The organism is Streptococcus sp. AM28-20 (assembly GCF_003603595.1).
Taxonomy (GTDB): domain Bacteria; phylum Bacillota; class Bacilli; order Lactobacillales; family Streptococcaceae; genus Streptococcus; species Streptococcus ilei.
The window spans coordinates 391394-404599 of sequence record NZ_QTNK01000001.1 but is presented as its reverse complement, the minus strand read 5'-3'; the positions used below and the strand labels follow the sequence as shown (position 1 = coordinate 404599).

The 13206-nt window shown below is 44.4% G+C and carries 14 protein-coding genes and 1 tRNA gene; 1 reads left to right on the top strand and 14 read right to left on the bottom strand.

Annotated elements, in window-relative coordinates:
• Positions 1-7: 7 nt before the first annotated feature.
• From DW738_RS02100 to rpiA, 7 genes are all read right to left on the bottom strand, one after another.
• Positions 8-766 (bottom strand): hypothetical protein, encoded by a 759-nt coding sequence (locus DW738_RS02100; protein ID WP_123159242.1) that lies wholly within the window; start codon positions 764-766, stop codon positions 8-10.
• Positions 766-1476, bottom strand: a complete 711-nt coding sequence (gene deoD / locus DW738_RS02095; protein ID WP_042507506.1) for a purine-nucleoside phosphorylase — start codon at positions 1474-1476, stop codon at positions 766-768. The genes DW738_RS02100 and deoD overlap by 1 nt, the downstream gene beginning before the upstream one ends.
• 356 nt (positions 1477-1832) lie before the next feature.
• A complete protein-coding gene (locus tag DW738_RS02090; RefSeq protein ID WP_207801595.1) occupies positions 1833-3113 on the bottom strand; it encodes a chloride channel protein in 1281 nt (426 codons plus the stop codon).
• A 5-nt stretch (positions 3114-3118) separates the two neighbouring features.
• The gene (locus DW738_RS02085; RefSeq protein ID WP_123159244.1) at positions 3119-3928 is read right to left on the bottom strand and encodes a purine-nucleoside phosphorylase; all 810 of its coding nucleotides are present in this window, start codon (positions 3926-3928) and stop codon (positions 3119-3121) included.
• A gap of 13 nt (positions 3929-3941) precedes the next feature.
• Positions 3942-4484, bottom strand: coding sequence for a DUF1697 domain-containing protein (locus DW738_RS02080; protein WP_123159245.1), 543 nt, complete (start codon positions 4482-4484; stop codon positions 3942-3944).
• A 1-nt stretch (position 4485) separates the two neighbouring features.
• On the bottom strand, positions 4486-5697 hold the full coding sequence (locus DW738_RS02075) for a phosphopentomutase (protein WP_123160199.1): 1212 nt from the start codon (positions 5695-5697) through the stop codon (positions 4486-4488).
• 65 nt (positions 5698-5762) lie between these two features.
• The gene (rpiA, locus tag DW738_RS02070; protein WP_117744189.1) at positions 5763-6461 is read right to left on the bottom strand and encodes a ribose-5-phosphate isomerase RpiA; all 699 of its coding nucleotides are present in this window, start codon (positions 6459-6461) and stop codon (positions 5763-5765) included.
• A gap of 162 nt (positions 6462-6623) precedes the next feature.
• Between rpiA and mnmE the strand changes: the two genes are divergently transcribed.
• Complete coding sequence (mnmE, locus tag DW738_RS02065) at positions 6624-7997, top strand: tRNA uridine-5-carboxymethylaminomethyl(34) synthesis GTPase MnmE (RefSeq protein ID WP_123159248.1); 1374 nt, start codon at positions 6624-6626, stop codon at positions 7995-7997.
• A 437-nt stretch (positions 7998-8434) separates the two neighbouring features.
• On the opposite strand, the gene DW738_RS02055 is transcribed toward mnmE, so the two are convergent.
• The 7 genes from DW738_RS02055 to DW738_RS02025 all read right to left on the bottom strand — a co-directional run bounded on the left by DW738_RS02055 (position 8435) and on the right by DW738_RS02025 (position 13119).
• Complete coding sequence (locus DW738_RS02055; protein WP_023023061.1) at positions 8435-9247, bottom strand: PrsW family glutamic-type intramembrane protease; 813 nt, start codon at positions 9245-9247, stop codon at positions 8435-8437.
• A gap of 378 nt (positions 9248-9625) precedes the next feature.
• Positions 9626-10267, bottom strand: a complete 642-nt coding sequence (locus DW738_RS02050) for a DUF6572 domain-containing protein (RefSeq protein WP_023023059.1) — start codon at positions 10265-10267, stop codon at positions 9626-9628.
• Between the two features lie 203 nt (positions 10268-10470).
• Positions 10471-10542 (bottom strand) — tRNA-Arg (locus tag DW738_RS02045).
• Between the two features lie 43 nt (positions 10543-10585).
• Positions 10586-10933: a 50S ribosomal protein L19 gene (gene rplS, locus DW738_RS02040; protein WP_003016418.1), complete on the bottom strand. Its 348-nt coding sequence runs from the start codon at positions 10931-10933 to the stop codon at positions 10586-10588.
• A gap of 117 nt (positions 10934-11050) precedes the next feature.
• On the bottom strand, positions 11051-12262 hold the full coding sequence (locus tag DW738_RS02035; protein ID WP_123160198.1) for a chloride channel protein: 1212 nt from the start codon (positions 12260-12262) through the stop codon (positions 11051-11053).
• Position 12263: 1 nt separating this feature from the next.
• The gene (locus DW738_RS02030; protein ID WP_117744185.1) at positions 12264-12545 is read right to left on the bottom strand and encodes a chorismate mutase; all 282 of its coding nucleotides are present in this window, start codon (positions 12543-12545) and stop codon (positions 12264-12266) included.
• 130 nt (positions 12546-12675) lie between these two features.
• Positions 12676-13119, bottom strand: coding sequence for a flavodoxin (locus DW738_RS02025; protein ID WP_117744184.1), 444 nt, complete (start codon positions 13117-13119; stop codon positions 12676-12678).
• Positions 13120-13206: the final 87 nt, after the last annotated feature.

The window sequence follows — 13206 nt, the reverse complement described above, 5'->3', positions numbered from 1 at the left end:
TTCCTCCTCACAAGAGAGCCTCGATAAGGGCATTGGCCTGGTCGAAATAAAAAGGTTCTCGTTGATAAACAATCCCCGTCTCCTGGGCCAAGCTCACTAAGAGCTCCATAAAATGTTGAGAAGAGAAACCTGTCGTCCGGTGCAATTTTTCCTCATCAAAGGGTTTGATCAAATGGGCCAAAGGATTGCGGACAGATTTTTCCAACTCCCGCAGTTGCTTGGCCGCATCCATGGTGGAATCCGGCAAGTCTAAAAGTAAAATCAACTCCGTCAAACTGGACGAATTGACTGCACTCTCGCTATGGAAATTCTGCAAGGCTGGATGGTCAGATGACCGAATTTTGTCAAACTTCCAATGGTCATAGCTAGACTCCTTGGAGTTGTGAATGTAGTCTGCAATATCAGGGATCTGCATTTCAATCAAGCGCATAAAGATCCGGTAAATAGCAGGACTCACCGCACGAATGAAGTCAATCATCTGATCGTTGCGGAGCTTAGCTTCTAAGTCATAAAGGTAGTTAGCTAGCTGTTCCTCTTCTGGATCCTCATGCCAAAAAAGCTGAAAACCTGTTGCATCCAGCAACTTGGTTCTCAACTTTTGGTTCATGATTGGCTGGATATTAAGCTCTCGACGCTCGGCCATTAAGTCCAATAAGGTCAAGACCAGCTCTGGCACTTCCTTCTGCTTCTTAGCAGAGCGGAGGGCCCGACCATACTGGTAGGTCTGAAGGTCGTAAAGCCACTCATCATGAAGATATTCTGTCATTAGTCTGCAATCAAGGTTTCAAGACCAACTTTCATCATATCTGTGAAAGTATTTTGACGTTCTTCAGCTGTCGTATCTTCTTCTGGATTGACCAAGCTATCAGAAATGGTCATGATGGCAAGGGCATCAACATGGTGTTGAGCGGCAAGATAGTAAAGCGCTGCCGCTTCCATTTCTACAGCTTTTACGCCCCATTTACCAAGCTCTAAGTTCTTTTCAAAGTAGTTTGAATAGAAGACATCAGAAGACAAGACATTGCCGACATGCGTCGTCATGCCAAGGTCTTTGGCAATGTGGTAGGCTTTATCTAACAAATCAAAGCTAGCGATTTGTGGGAAATCATACATAGGCCAATCATTGCGGATGATGTTTGAGTTGGTGGCTGCTGCTTGGGCCAAGACCAATTCACGGACATGGACATCGCCATTCAAAGAACCAGCGGTACCCACACGGATGAGCTTCTTCACACCGTAGTCTACGATCAACTCACGCGCATAGATAGAGATCGATGGCATCCCCATTCCAGTACCCATGACAGATACACGATGACCTTTGTAAGTACCCGTGTAACCAAACATGTTCCGAACTTCGTTGAAGCAAACAGCGTCTTCTAAAAAGTTCTCAGCGATAAATTTCGCACGAAGAGGATCTCCAGGGAGGAGAATTTTATCAGCAATTTCACCTTGCTTAGCAGCAATATGGATAGACATGTTTAAGATATAAAGGGCGACAGAGAACAAAGGAAAAATAGGAAACTGACGACGCATCGCAGATGCTAGGCAGTTTATCTTTTTTTCACAGTTCTCCGCCCGTATTCAGTTCAGCGAATACGGTTAACCCTTCCTTTCTGTGTGTATTTTTTGTTTAGAAAAGCTTTCCACTTGTACTCAAATTTGAACACAGGTTTCATGCTTTCTGTTTTCATAATAGAGGGCAGGCACCAAAAAGAGGGTTATTCTTAACCCGAATGAGCCTGTTTCCTTTATGCCTACTTAAATTATACCATAAGAAGATAGGATTCATCTAATGGATAGGTTAAAAGGCTAGTATGTAATTCTTCCGACCCTTAACCATCTTCTGACGCTCTCACTTTTGGTCTGATCAACCCTTTCCATGAAATCCGATCCAAGGCCCTTCCAAGTGCATGAGCTAGAAAAGCGGCTAGCAAAAGATAAGGCAGAGCTTCTAACCCTTGACCCGTAAAGCCGATTACTAGCCCTGTAGCAGAAAAGGGAGCATTTAGGGTCACGGTCAAAAAGCAAACAGCGCCAATCAGTAGTAGGGTAGATAGACCCTCAAATCCAAAAGCTAGAGTTATAAGTGACGCTCCTGCCATTCCCAGTGCAAAGGAAGGTGTCAGAGTCCCTCCGTAAGCCCCCGCCCAGAGAGTAAGCAAAACGACGAGTGCTTTTAGGACAAATAAGACTAATGCCGTCTTCCATGGAATGCCATTGATGACCTCCTGAGCGACCATTCGTCCATTTCCTAGAAGGTGGGGGAGGTTCTGAGCTAGGAAAGCTAAGAAAAGAAATGCCAGTGGAAGAGTCAGAAAAATACGCTGGTCTTTGATCCGATGAGCAGTGGCTTGCTTGGTCAAGCGCGCAAATCCATAAGCTAGGGGCGTTAAGACCAAGACTAAGATCGGCATCATCCACAATACCTGTAGTGACCAAGTCGTATCCAGCATCTTGTAGAGTGCATGATCTGAAATCACCCAACCTGCTACAAAAGCAGCTATATAGGTCGTGACCCCTGCTAGGACAAAGCGTTTAAGTGAAAATGCAATGCCTAAGGTTTCAAATATAAAAAACACACTCGTTAATGGGACTTGGTAAACCGCAGCCAAACCTGCCCCCGCCCCACAAGCGATTAGGAAAATACGATCTGTCAGAGATAGGTCAAAACCTTTCGCAAGAGGCCCTGCCAACAAGGCGCCAATCTCTCGGGGCGCTCCTTCTTTTCCGATAGGGGCCCCAGCTCCTACGGCAACGATTTGCCAGCTAGAATGGAGCAACTGTTTCCTGAAATGAAGGGCGGAACGGGAATCCTCCTCCTTCATCTGACCCTTGATGGAGAGGAGCTTCCCCTTTCGTTGTAAGAAATACCAGACTAAGGCCGAGGTAAGACCTACAATTAGTAAACTGATCCCTATCCGATAAGGAGGAACTCCATCCGTCAAAAAGTCAGACTGATGCTCTGATTGACCAAAGGCCAATCCTTCCACTAATTCTAAAAGGAAATGAAGAAAAATACCCGCTAAACCCGAAACAAGCCCTAGCAGACAAGCTACTAGGACCATTCTCAATTTATAGGGAATTGCTTGGATGGTTCTCACAATTCTTTCCATCTTTATTACAATTCAGCAAGAATCGCTTTCAGCAATCCTTTGAAGTCTCCTTTGACGCGCTCCGTCACTTCCACTACTTCTTCGTGGTTAAGCTCTTCTTGGAAACCAGCCGCAAAGTTGGTAATACATGAAATACCAAGAACTTTCAAACCAGAGTGAGCCGCAATGATGACTTCAGGAACAGTTGACATACCGACAGCATCTGCACCAAGAGTCTTATATGCACGGATTTCAGCTGGAGTTTCATAAGTTGGACCTGTCACACCGATATAAACCCCATCATCCAGTTTAATGCCCAATTTGTCTGCTACTTGATGAGCAGTCTCACGGTATTCTGGAGTGTAAGCTTTCGACATATCAGGGAAACGTGGACCAAAGTCATCCAAGTTTTCACCGATCAATGGGTTTTGACCTGTCATATTGATGTGGTCAGTAATAGCCATCAAGGTACCAGGACCGAAGCCGATACCTCCAGCAGCGTTGGTTACAAGCACTCCTTCACATCCCAAAACTTTCATGACACGAACTGGGAAAGTCACCACTTCCAATGGGTTTCCTTCGTAGAAGTGGAAACGACCTTGAAGAGCCAAGACTTTACGTCCAGCAAGATCACCATAAACCAATTTACCAGCGTGTCCGACTACTGTGGATTGACCCCAGTTTGGAATGTCAGAGTAGTCTACTACGACTGCATTTTCGATTTCTTCAGCCAATTCTCCAAGACCTGAACCAAGGATCAATCCGAACTCAGGAGCTTCGATTCCTTTGCCCTTCAAAAATGCTGCTGTTTCATTGATTTTTGCTAATAATGTCATTGTGTTTCTCCTTTTATTTCTTAAGTAATCTACCAATTTTGTCAAAGGTGTTAGCGTTGCGAATAGTGATCTCACGATAGAAAGGCATCTTCATCAGATGTTTGTGGTAGGCGGTTTTAGCGTAGCTTGCTTCTGAGAATTTCCCCCAGAAAACAGCTAGCTTGCCAAAGTGGAGCACTTCATCCCCTAGCTTCAAAGCAAGCAACTTCTCTTCTAGGGATTCCCTATCCAAGCCCTCGGTGTAAAAGAGCACATCCTTGCGAGCCATCTCTTCTGTCCACCATTGCGGTAAGTTTGCACATTCTGCTTCATAGTCTTTTCGACTCAGCAGAGAAAAGCGTTCAATAAAGGGATAATGTGTTTCAAAGAAGGTCGACAGGCACTCTAATAACTGAGATCGAGAAAGACCTGTCGTAAAGAAGATATTGCCACTGTTGATGTAGGTTTCCACTTGTTCCAATCCCAGCTCCGTCAATTCTTGACGAAGTTGAGCCATGACCACCTTGTTCTTGCCACCAATATTGATTCCTCTTACGAGTAAGGCAAAACGCGTCATCTTAGACCAATTTATCTAAGAAACTTTCACCGATCATGGCTTTCTCAACACCGAAGTTGTCCGCAATTGTTGCTGAGATGTCGGCGAAGTGTCCAACTGGAAGCAAGCCACTACCTTTAAAGGATGGGCTGTAAGCCAAGAATGGGATGTATTCACGCGTATGGTCAGTACCAGCGTAAGTTGGGTCATTCCCATGGTCAGCCGTAATCATCAAGAGGTCATCTTCGCGCATGGCTGCGATGATTTCTGGCAAGCGCTCATCGAACTCATGCAAGCAATCACGGTAACCATGTGGATCACGACGGTGACCGTAAAGAGCATCAAAGTCCACCAAGTTAGTGAATGAGAAACCATGTTTAAAGTCTTCTGATTTCATCGCTTTGATCAAGTTGTCAATACCGTGGCTGTTTGATTTGTTGTGGCCCATATCGTGGTTGATACCAGCACCGTTGAAGATATCGTTGATCTTACCAACTGCATAGGTATCGATACCAGCTTCGTTCAATTTGTCCAAAACAGTTGGAGCAAATGGTGAAACAGCCAAGTCACGACGGTTAGCCGTACGAGTGAAGTTTCCAGGCTCACCAACGTAAGGACGAGCAATGATCCGACCGAGAAGAGCTGGACGTTCCAAAGTGATGGAACGAGCATATTCGCAGATACGGTAAAGTTCATCCAAAGGAATGATGTCTTCGTGCGCTGCGATTTGAAGAACAGGGTCAGCTGATGTATAGATGATCAACTCGCCAGTTTCCATTTGGCGTGGTCCGAAGTCATCGATAACAGCTGTACCAGAATAAGGTTTGTTGGCTTCGCGGATGACCTTGCGACCTGAGAATTCTTCGATTTTTGTCAAGATTTCTTCTGGGAATCCATTCCAGAAAGTATCAAAGGGTTCTGTAATATTAAGACCCATGATTTCCCAGTGACCTGTCATGGTATCTTTTCCAAGAGAGACTTCTTCTAACTTCGTAGCGTAACCAGTTGGATTGCTCTCAGCTGGAACAGTCTTCAAGGCTTGTTCACGCGGAATATTTCCAAGACCAAGTTTTGCCATGTTTGGCACATTCAAACCAACTGCTTTTGAGATGTGTCCAAGTGTGTCAGATGCGCCGTCAGGCACACCAGCATTGACAAAGTTATTAGCATCTGGAGCTGCTCCGATCCCTACAGAATCTAGTACCACCAAGTGAATACGATTAAATTTTGACATAAACTGCCTCTTTCCTTTATTAAACTAGCTATATTATACCACTTCCCTATAAGAAGAGAGCCGTTTTAAACCCGGCCCCTCTCTAGAGAAACCCATTTTTCGATGATGACAGGGCCTTCTGGTGTCCCTACGATCACTTTTGAAATCATGTTCAAGAACAAACCGTGCTCTACAACCCCTACGGTGTGATCCAGTTCATTGGCCAGAGCTTCCGCATCCTGAATCACCTTGAGATCCAAGTCAATGATATAGTTGCCTTGGTCGGTGACAAAGCGTTGACCATCCTTTTCACGATAAGCTGGAGAATAGCCCTTCTTCTCAAAATGACGGAAAAGATTCTCTGCTCCGTATTGAACGACTTCTACTGGCAGTTTAAAGGCACCAAGCGTTTCCACTTGTTTTGACTCATCGACAATCCAGATGCAGTCTTTTGAGTTGGTTGCAACAATTTTCTCCATCAAGAGGGCACCGCCTCCACCTTTGATCCCATTCAAAGCTAGGTCTACTTCATCCGCACCATCTACAGTTAAGTCAACCACTTCTACATCGTCAATCGCTTTTAGCGGAATTCCCAAGCCTTCTGCCTGCTCATAGGTCACGCTTGAGGTCGTAACAGCTGTAATCTTCAAACCTTCCTCTTTGATACGACGCCCCAATTCAGCCACAAAATAATAAGCAGTTGACCCTGTACCGAGACCGACAATCATGCCGTCAGTGACAAACTCAGCCGCCTTAATACCTACCTGTTCTTTTAGGTTTACCATCTTAGACCTCCATTTCTATTCATGTTTAGTATAGCATATTGGCGGACAGATTTCACTACTTAACTGAAAACCTTTTCAACTCCTCCTTCTAAAAGCAATGTCTTGCCCCTCTAGCTAGTTTACGATAGAATAGAAGAGAATACACAGGAAAAGAGAAGATAGATGATTACTAGAGAATTTGATACCATTGCTGCTATCTCGACTCCTCTCGGTGAGGGAGCGATCGGGATTGTCCGCCTAAGTGGGACAGACAGCTTTAAAATTGCACAAAAAATCTTTAAAGGAAAAGACTTAAGCAACGTGGCCAGCCACACCCTCAACTACGGCCACATCGTAGATCCAGCTAAGGATGAGATTCTGGATGAAGTCATGGTTGGAGCCATGCGCTCGCCTAAAACCTTCACTCGTGAAGACATTATCGAAATCAACACTCACGGTGGGATTGCGGTGACCAACGAAATCCTGCAATTGGTGATTCGTGAAGGGGCTCGTCTAGCGGAGCCTGGTGAATTTACCAAGCGGGCCTTCCTGAATGGTCGTGTCGACTTGACCCAGGCGGAGGCGGTCATGGATATTATCCGGGCCAAGACCGATAAGGCTATGAATATTGCAGTCAAACAGTTGGATGGATCCCTTTCTGATCTCATCAACAACACGCGCCAAGAGATCCTCAATACTCTGGCTCAAGTCGAAGTCAACATCGACTATCCTGAGTACGACGATGTCGAGGAAGCAACCACTGAGATCATTCGCGAAAAGACTACTGAATTTGAAGCCCTCTTGACCAACCTCCTCAAGACGGCTCGCCGTGGTAAGATTCTTCGCGAGGGGATTTCTACTGCTATCATCGGGCGACCTAACGTCGGCAAGTCTAGCCTTCTGAACAATCTCCTGCGCGAGGAAAAAGCCATCGTGACCGATATCGAAGGGACGACCCGTGACGTCATCGAGGAATACGTCAATATCAACGGGGTTCCCCTCAAGCTCGTCGATACGGCTGGAATCCGGGAGACAGAGGATATCGTCGAACGCATCGGGGTGGAACGCTCTCGGAAAGCCCTCAAAGAAGCTGATCTGGTCCTCCTGGTCCTCAACGCTAGCGAGCCTCTTACTGATCAAGATCGGCAGCTCCTTGAGATCTCCCAAGACAGCAACCGCATCATCCTTCTCAACAAGGTTGATCTCCCGCAACAAATCGAGTTGGACGAGATCCCAGCTGATCACATCAAGATTTCTGTCCTTAAAAACCAAAATATCAACCAAATTGAAGACCGCATCAACGCCCTCTTCTTTGAAAATGCTGGCCTAGTGGAGCAAGATGCTACTTACCTCTCAAATGCCCGCCATATCTCTCTCATCGAGAAAGCCGTTGAAAGCCTTCAAGCTGTCAACGAAGGCCTGGCCATGGGCATGCCAGTAGATCTCCTTCAAGTCGATCTGACCCGCACTTGGGAAATCCTTGGCGAAATCACAGGAGACGCTGCACCAGACGAGCTCATTACCCAACTCTTCAGCCAGTTCTGTCTTGGTAAGTAAAACTATTAAAATATACTATACTATTAGAGACTTTCCTTAGGTGAGTACGGACGTCAGCGAACTTCGAAGAAGTTCCATGACTTAGTTTTGAATCTAACGTTTCAAAACTCCCGAGTGCTTGAAACAATAATGTTTCAAGCACTTTTCTCACGGCGGAAAGTCTCAAGTATTTCTTCAAAAATCAAATTTGTTTAACAGCTACAGTTTCACTCATTAAAAAAATCTGTAAATCAGTTTTATATAATAATAAAAATGAGGCTGGGACAAAAGTCCTAGCCTCTAAATTGTCTTTGAATTGTCGAGCAAGACGCAGTGGTTGAGTGGGCTCTACTACGCTGATTTCATCAGCTTTTACAGCCCTACTCAACTGTGCGGAGGTGGGACAACGAAATCGAATTCTAACAAATGACCGATTTCTATCCCACTCTCATTCTTTTTTATTTCCCTTGTTCTAATCGCTCGACGGTTTGGTAAGCTTGGTAGATCAAGAAGAGTCCTACTGCTGTTAAGAAAGGAATAGCAAGAGGGAGTTCTGTCTCGATTTGGCCAAATGGTGAATTGCCAATAAAGTGAAGGCCAAAGCCAGCTACTAAATAGAACCAACCAGTCAGCATCAAGTCCTTGCGACCTTTTGTAGCTTGAATGATCAAGTAGAGACCTAGCATGAACAGAGCTGTGTAGACCCAGTGAGATACGACCCCATTCATGATCCGCCCTAAGATACCAGATACTGCATAAGAGAAGCCTTCTGGCATATCTTGACGGATATAGGCAAAGTCCTCCACAATCTGGAAACCAAGACCAGAAGCAATCGCTAAAAGGAAGATGGACTTGATCCGACGCACATTGAACAAATAGAGGACAAAGAAGATCGGAATCAACTTGAAGGGTTCCTCAAAGAGGGGCCCTGCAATAGCACTCTCATACTGGTTCCAAAAATCGCTATTGGGCGCTACTGCTTGAATCATCTCATGGAAATAGGTATTGGCAAAACTAGACAACCAACCTGCGATCAAGCCGCCACCTAGAAGTGAAAAGAGGACTGGAATCCAGGACAACTTCCACTTCTTAGCGAAATGAAAGAGAGCCCAAACAGCAGGAATCGCATATACTAGAAGCAAGAGGACAGAGATACCAATGATCCCATACTGGGACCCAGTCATCCAACCAGCAGTGATAGACTGCGTCTCATAAGCTAGACCAATGGAGAGCAAGAATAAAAATAGAAACAAAATCGATTTGCGTTTCATAAAAAACCTTTCTTTAAAACAATTAAAAAGGCTGGAAATCCAGTCTTTTTGTCTGTATGGTTATTGTAACAATAAAAACTTAAAAAAACAATAAATGGATACGGAAATTGCGAATACTGGTTGCTGCTGTTTATTGATGATATTTTTGGGACCATTCGAAACAACACAGATCTAAAACATCAACACACGGTTCAACTATAAGTGTTTCATTTCTAATTCTGCCCCTGCTGGCATATAAAAGATTCTTAGAAATGTTATTCTAATAGGCTTTAGATAATTCAGGTCAATTCTGTCTAACTTATTTTTATATCAACCTTTACTTTAACACTTTTTATAACTCATCAATTCACCGATGGTGCTCTTTTGAGTTCTACTTTACTACGGTAATTCTACCTTCAAAGTCATATCCGTCGGTTGTAACACTTTTTGAACCTCTACGAGGAAGGCTAGTCCATTATCAGATGGAGAATACTGCAATGTGATATGGATGACTTTTTTGTCAAAGTTATCGCCATATCGCTCCACATATTGCTTGCTTTCTAGGAAATAGATGTAATTGTTAATTTTTTCCTGCAAAATTTTCAAATGAACCGCTTCTATTTCTTCCTGCCAATCAAGAGGGTCTACTAGAAGAAGTTCCAAATAATTTTCAACTATACCAATTGCGTCCAGTTCATTTGGTTTTAGTTCTGAGGAGATAGTTTTTTGTATCAGTTCTTCAAATTCTTGAATAGAAAACAACTGTTTAATAGATGATGGATTTACTAACATACGAACTGGTGAGGATCTAAAGTAATTTTGTCTAGCTACTTCTTTACTTCCCTTAGTCACCCATTCTCCAGTTCGTAAGAACAGCTCAACCTCGTAAGCATCCTGTTCTGACCTTAAAGCTTTATCTACTAATTCTTTACTAAGTGGATAAGTAACTTCTCTATCTTGAATTCCCCCTGTCATCCAGGAAATTGTATAATTACCATTTTCTTCAGTTATAATAAACCCATTTCTTTTTATTATTGTCATAGTATTCCTTTTTGTCTATTTCAATGGCGATACATAATCATCTGGAAGTTTGCTTCTCCAGTCAATCCATTTTTTCTCAGCAAGTGGAAAAAATCGCTCAATCTCTCCCTGTATTATACCATACAAGGGCTTTCTCCAAGATCCGTTCTAGCATAAATTAAACAAAAAAAACACTGAATTTTCAGTGTTTTCTTTTTAAATTCTGTCCCCTGCAGGAATCGAACCAGCAACTACTCCTTAGGAGGGAGTTGTTATATCCATTGAACTAAGGGGACCTATAAAAAAAGAAGCGAGATCACTCCCGCCTCCTTGTTCGTCTTAACGACGGATTTCTTTAATACGAGCTGCTTTACCTTGCAATGCACGAAGGTAGTACAATTTCGCACGACGTACTTTACCGTAACGTACTACTTCAATCTTTTCTACACGTGGAGTGTGTACTGGGAATGTACGTTCAACACCGACACCGTTAGAGATTTTACGAACAGTGTACATTTCAGTGTGTCCTTGACCTTTACGAGCGATAACAACGCCTTCAAAGATCTGGATACGTTCACGAGTTCCTTCGACAACTTTCGCGTGTACACGAACAGTGTCACCAGGACGGAATGCAGGGATATCAGTACGAAGTTGACCTTCAGTCAAGCTTTGAATTAATGGATTCATTTTATTCTCCTATCTTCGTCAATCTTGAGGGCTACTCCCTCAGCGGATAAACTGTATTTTTGTGCTTCCATTACGCACAAAATTTATAATACCAAAAGAATGTCCTTTTGTAAAGGATTATTGCAACTTTTTCGCAACTTTTTGTCCACCATAGATAGACAGGGCTGGAAAGAGGCGAGTTGCGACCAGACAGACCAAGAGAAAGGCTGGCCAATGTTGGAAACCAAAGACCTCACACCCGATCAAGATTGGTCCAATCGTGGTCGAGGTTGCTCCGGCAAAGACTGCCGCATAGCCCAAGGCAGCTACCAGATAAACCGGAAGTCCAAAGAAAGGAGCTAGCCAAACACCCAGACTGGCCCCGATAGAAAAGAGTGGAGTCACTTCTCCTCCCTTATAGCCTGCCGCAATGGTCGACACCGTGAAGAGGAGCTTGAGGATCCAGTCTGCCCCAGTGATCAAGCCCTTCCCATCAGCTCCTTCAAAACTTTGGGAAATCAGATTGGTCCCCAGTCCCGTGTAGCGACCTGCTCCAATCAGATACAAGAGGATACTCAGACCGAGGCCAACCACTCCAATCCGCACATAGGGATTGGCAAAGGTCCTGGTAAAGCTTTGTTTAAAGGTGCCTAGGAGATAGGCAAAGAGCTTGCCTGTCAGACCAAAGATGACTCCCAAAAGAAGTAACTGCAAGAAGACTTGTGGGGATAGGGAGAGCTTGGCAGAAATGATCTGGGTAAACTTCTCTAGTCCCAAGGTGTGAGAGGTCCAACTAGCAACAAAGGCTGCAATGGCCGCAGGATAAAGAGCCCGCCACTCTAGTCTCCCAACCACTAGGACCTCCATAGCAAAGAAGATGGCAGCTAGAGGCGTCTGAAAGAGTCCCCCGAAGCCGGCAGCCATCCCAGTGACCAAATAAATCCGTGAAGCGTGAGGGCCAAGCCAGTCTCTTCGAAGAGCATGGGCCACTGTTCCCCCAAGCTGGACCGCTACTCCTTCTCGACCAGCAGATCCACCAAAGAGATGGGTCAACCAGGTAGAAAGGATGGTCAAGGGAATCAAGCGCTTGGGAATGGCTTTCTCCCTTCCCTCTCCTACTTCAAAGAGGAGCTCCATCCCTTTTTGACTCTTACCTCCATAGGTGCGATTGAGATAGGTGATCAAGATACCGGCTAGAGGCAGAAAGGGTAAGAGATAGAGAAGGTAATCCGTACGAACTTCTCCAATCCCAATCAAGACACGCCCGAAGAGAGTATCAATCACCCCGACGATCCCCCCGATCATAATGGCATCTAGGGTATATACTAAGGTTCTTTTACTTATCGTCATCTCAAGCACCTTCGTCCCCATCTAATTGATCGGCCTGGTAGCCTCTGGAGCGCTTCATTAAGTCTCGATAAGTCGCAAGGATGGTCTCTTCATAGCGCTTTTCCTGCACCAAGCCAGCGACATTGGCTAAGACCTCATCTTCTCTGCCCCGATCCAAGATAGGATTTTGATGAGTTTCTTTGTACCGAATGATATCTTCTACACAGTGCATCCGGCGTTCCAATAAATGGACCAATTCTTTATCGATGCTATCAATCTCTTGGCGAATTTTCTCTAACTCCATACTGGTCTCCTCACTTTTTGCTCCCATTTTATCAAAAATCGTGCTATCTTACAAGCCCTATCCAGCTATTGAACATTTTCAACCACAAAAAAAGTGCCTGCCACATGCAAACACCTTTCTTAGCTATGGTTTATCCTACTTTTGCTACAAGTTCTTCTGCAAAAGCTTCTAATTTTTCAATATCTTCGTCTTCAGCTGACAAGTCTACCTTGACGCACTCAGAACCTTTAACCGCACCAGTTGCTGCAAAGACACGATCAAAGTCATCGACTGCTTTACAGAACTCATCGTAGAAGGTATCACCTGAACCAACAACACCGTAAATCTTACCATTCAAGTCAAGACCAGCTAAGTCTTCATAAAAGTCTACGATTTCGTCAGGAAGCTCACCATCACCGTAGGTATAGGTCGCTACGACTGCAATGTCAGCTTCAAGAAAGTCCTCTGCGTCTACTGTTGTACATTCGTCGACTTCTACTTCGACACCAAGATCACGAAACTTATCGGCTACGATATCAGCAATCTCTTCTGTATTTCCTGTCATACTTGCAAAAACAATCTTTGCTAATGTCATAATTCCCTCCAAATAATAATCTTATGACATTATACCACTTTCGCTCGAATTTTGCATAGGGAAGTACTGGGGACCTGGCATTGTTCG

Excerpts from the sequence above, each read along its gene's own strand:
- DW738_RS02050 (WP_023023059.1), bottom strand. The coding sequence starts at position 10,267 with ATGACAATAATAAAAAGAAATGGGTTTATTATAACTGAAGAAAATGGT.
- DW738_RS02085 (WP_123159244.1), bottom strand. The coding sequence starts at position 3,928 with ATGACATTATTAGCAAAAATCAATGAAACAGCAGCATTTTTGAAGGGC.
- DW738_RS02030 (WP_117744185.1), bottom strand. The coding sequence starts at position 12,545 with ATGGAGTTAGAGAAAATTCGCCAAGAGATTGATAGCATCGATAAAGAA.
- mnmE (WP_123159248.1), top strand. The coding sequence starts at position 6,624 with ATGATTACTAGAGAATTTGATACCATTGCTGCTATCTCGACTCCTCTC.
- deoD (WP_042507506.1), bottom strand. The coding sequence starts at position 1,476 with ATGTCTATCCATATTGCTGCTAAGCAAGGTGAAATTGCTGATAAAATT.
- rpiA (WP_117744189.1), bottom strand. The coding sequence starts at position 6,461 with ATGGTAAACCTAAAAGAACAGGTAGGTATTAAGGCGGCTGAGTTTGTC.
- DW738_RS02075 (WP_123160199.1), bottom strand. The coding sequence starts at position 5,697 with ATGTCAAAATTTAATCGTATTCACTTGGTGGTACTAGATTCTGTAGGG.
- DW738_RS02025 (WP_117744184.1), bottom strand. The coding sequence starts at position 13,119 with ATGACATTAGCAAAGATTGTTTTTGCAAGTATGACAGGAAATACAGAA.
- DW738_RS02080 (WP_123159245.1), bottom strand. The coding sequence starts at position 4,484 with ATGACGCGTTTTGCCTTACTCGTAAGAGGAATCAATATTGGTGGCAAG.
- DW738_RS02035 (WP_123160198.1), bottom strand. The coding sequence starts at position 12,262 with ATGACGATAAGTAAAAGAACCTTAGTATATACCCTAGATGCCATTATG.
- DW738_RS02055 (WP_023023061.1), bottom strand. The coding sequence starts at position 9,247 with ATGAAACGCAAATCGATTTTGTTTCTATTTTTATTCTTGCTCTCCATT.
- DW738_RS02090 (WP_207801595.1), bottom strand. The coding sequence starts at position 3,113 with ATGGAAAGAATTGTGAGAACCATCCAAGCAATTCCCTATAAATTGAGA.
- rplS (WP_003016418.1), bottom strand. The coding sequence starts at position 10,933 with ATGAATCCATTAATTCAAAGCTTGACTGAAGGTCAACTTCGTACTGAT.
- DW738_RS02100 (WP_123159242.1), bottom strand. The coding sequence starts at position 766 with ATGACAGAATATCTTCATGATGAGTGGCTTTACGACCTTCAGACCTAC.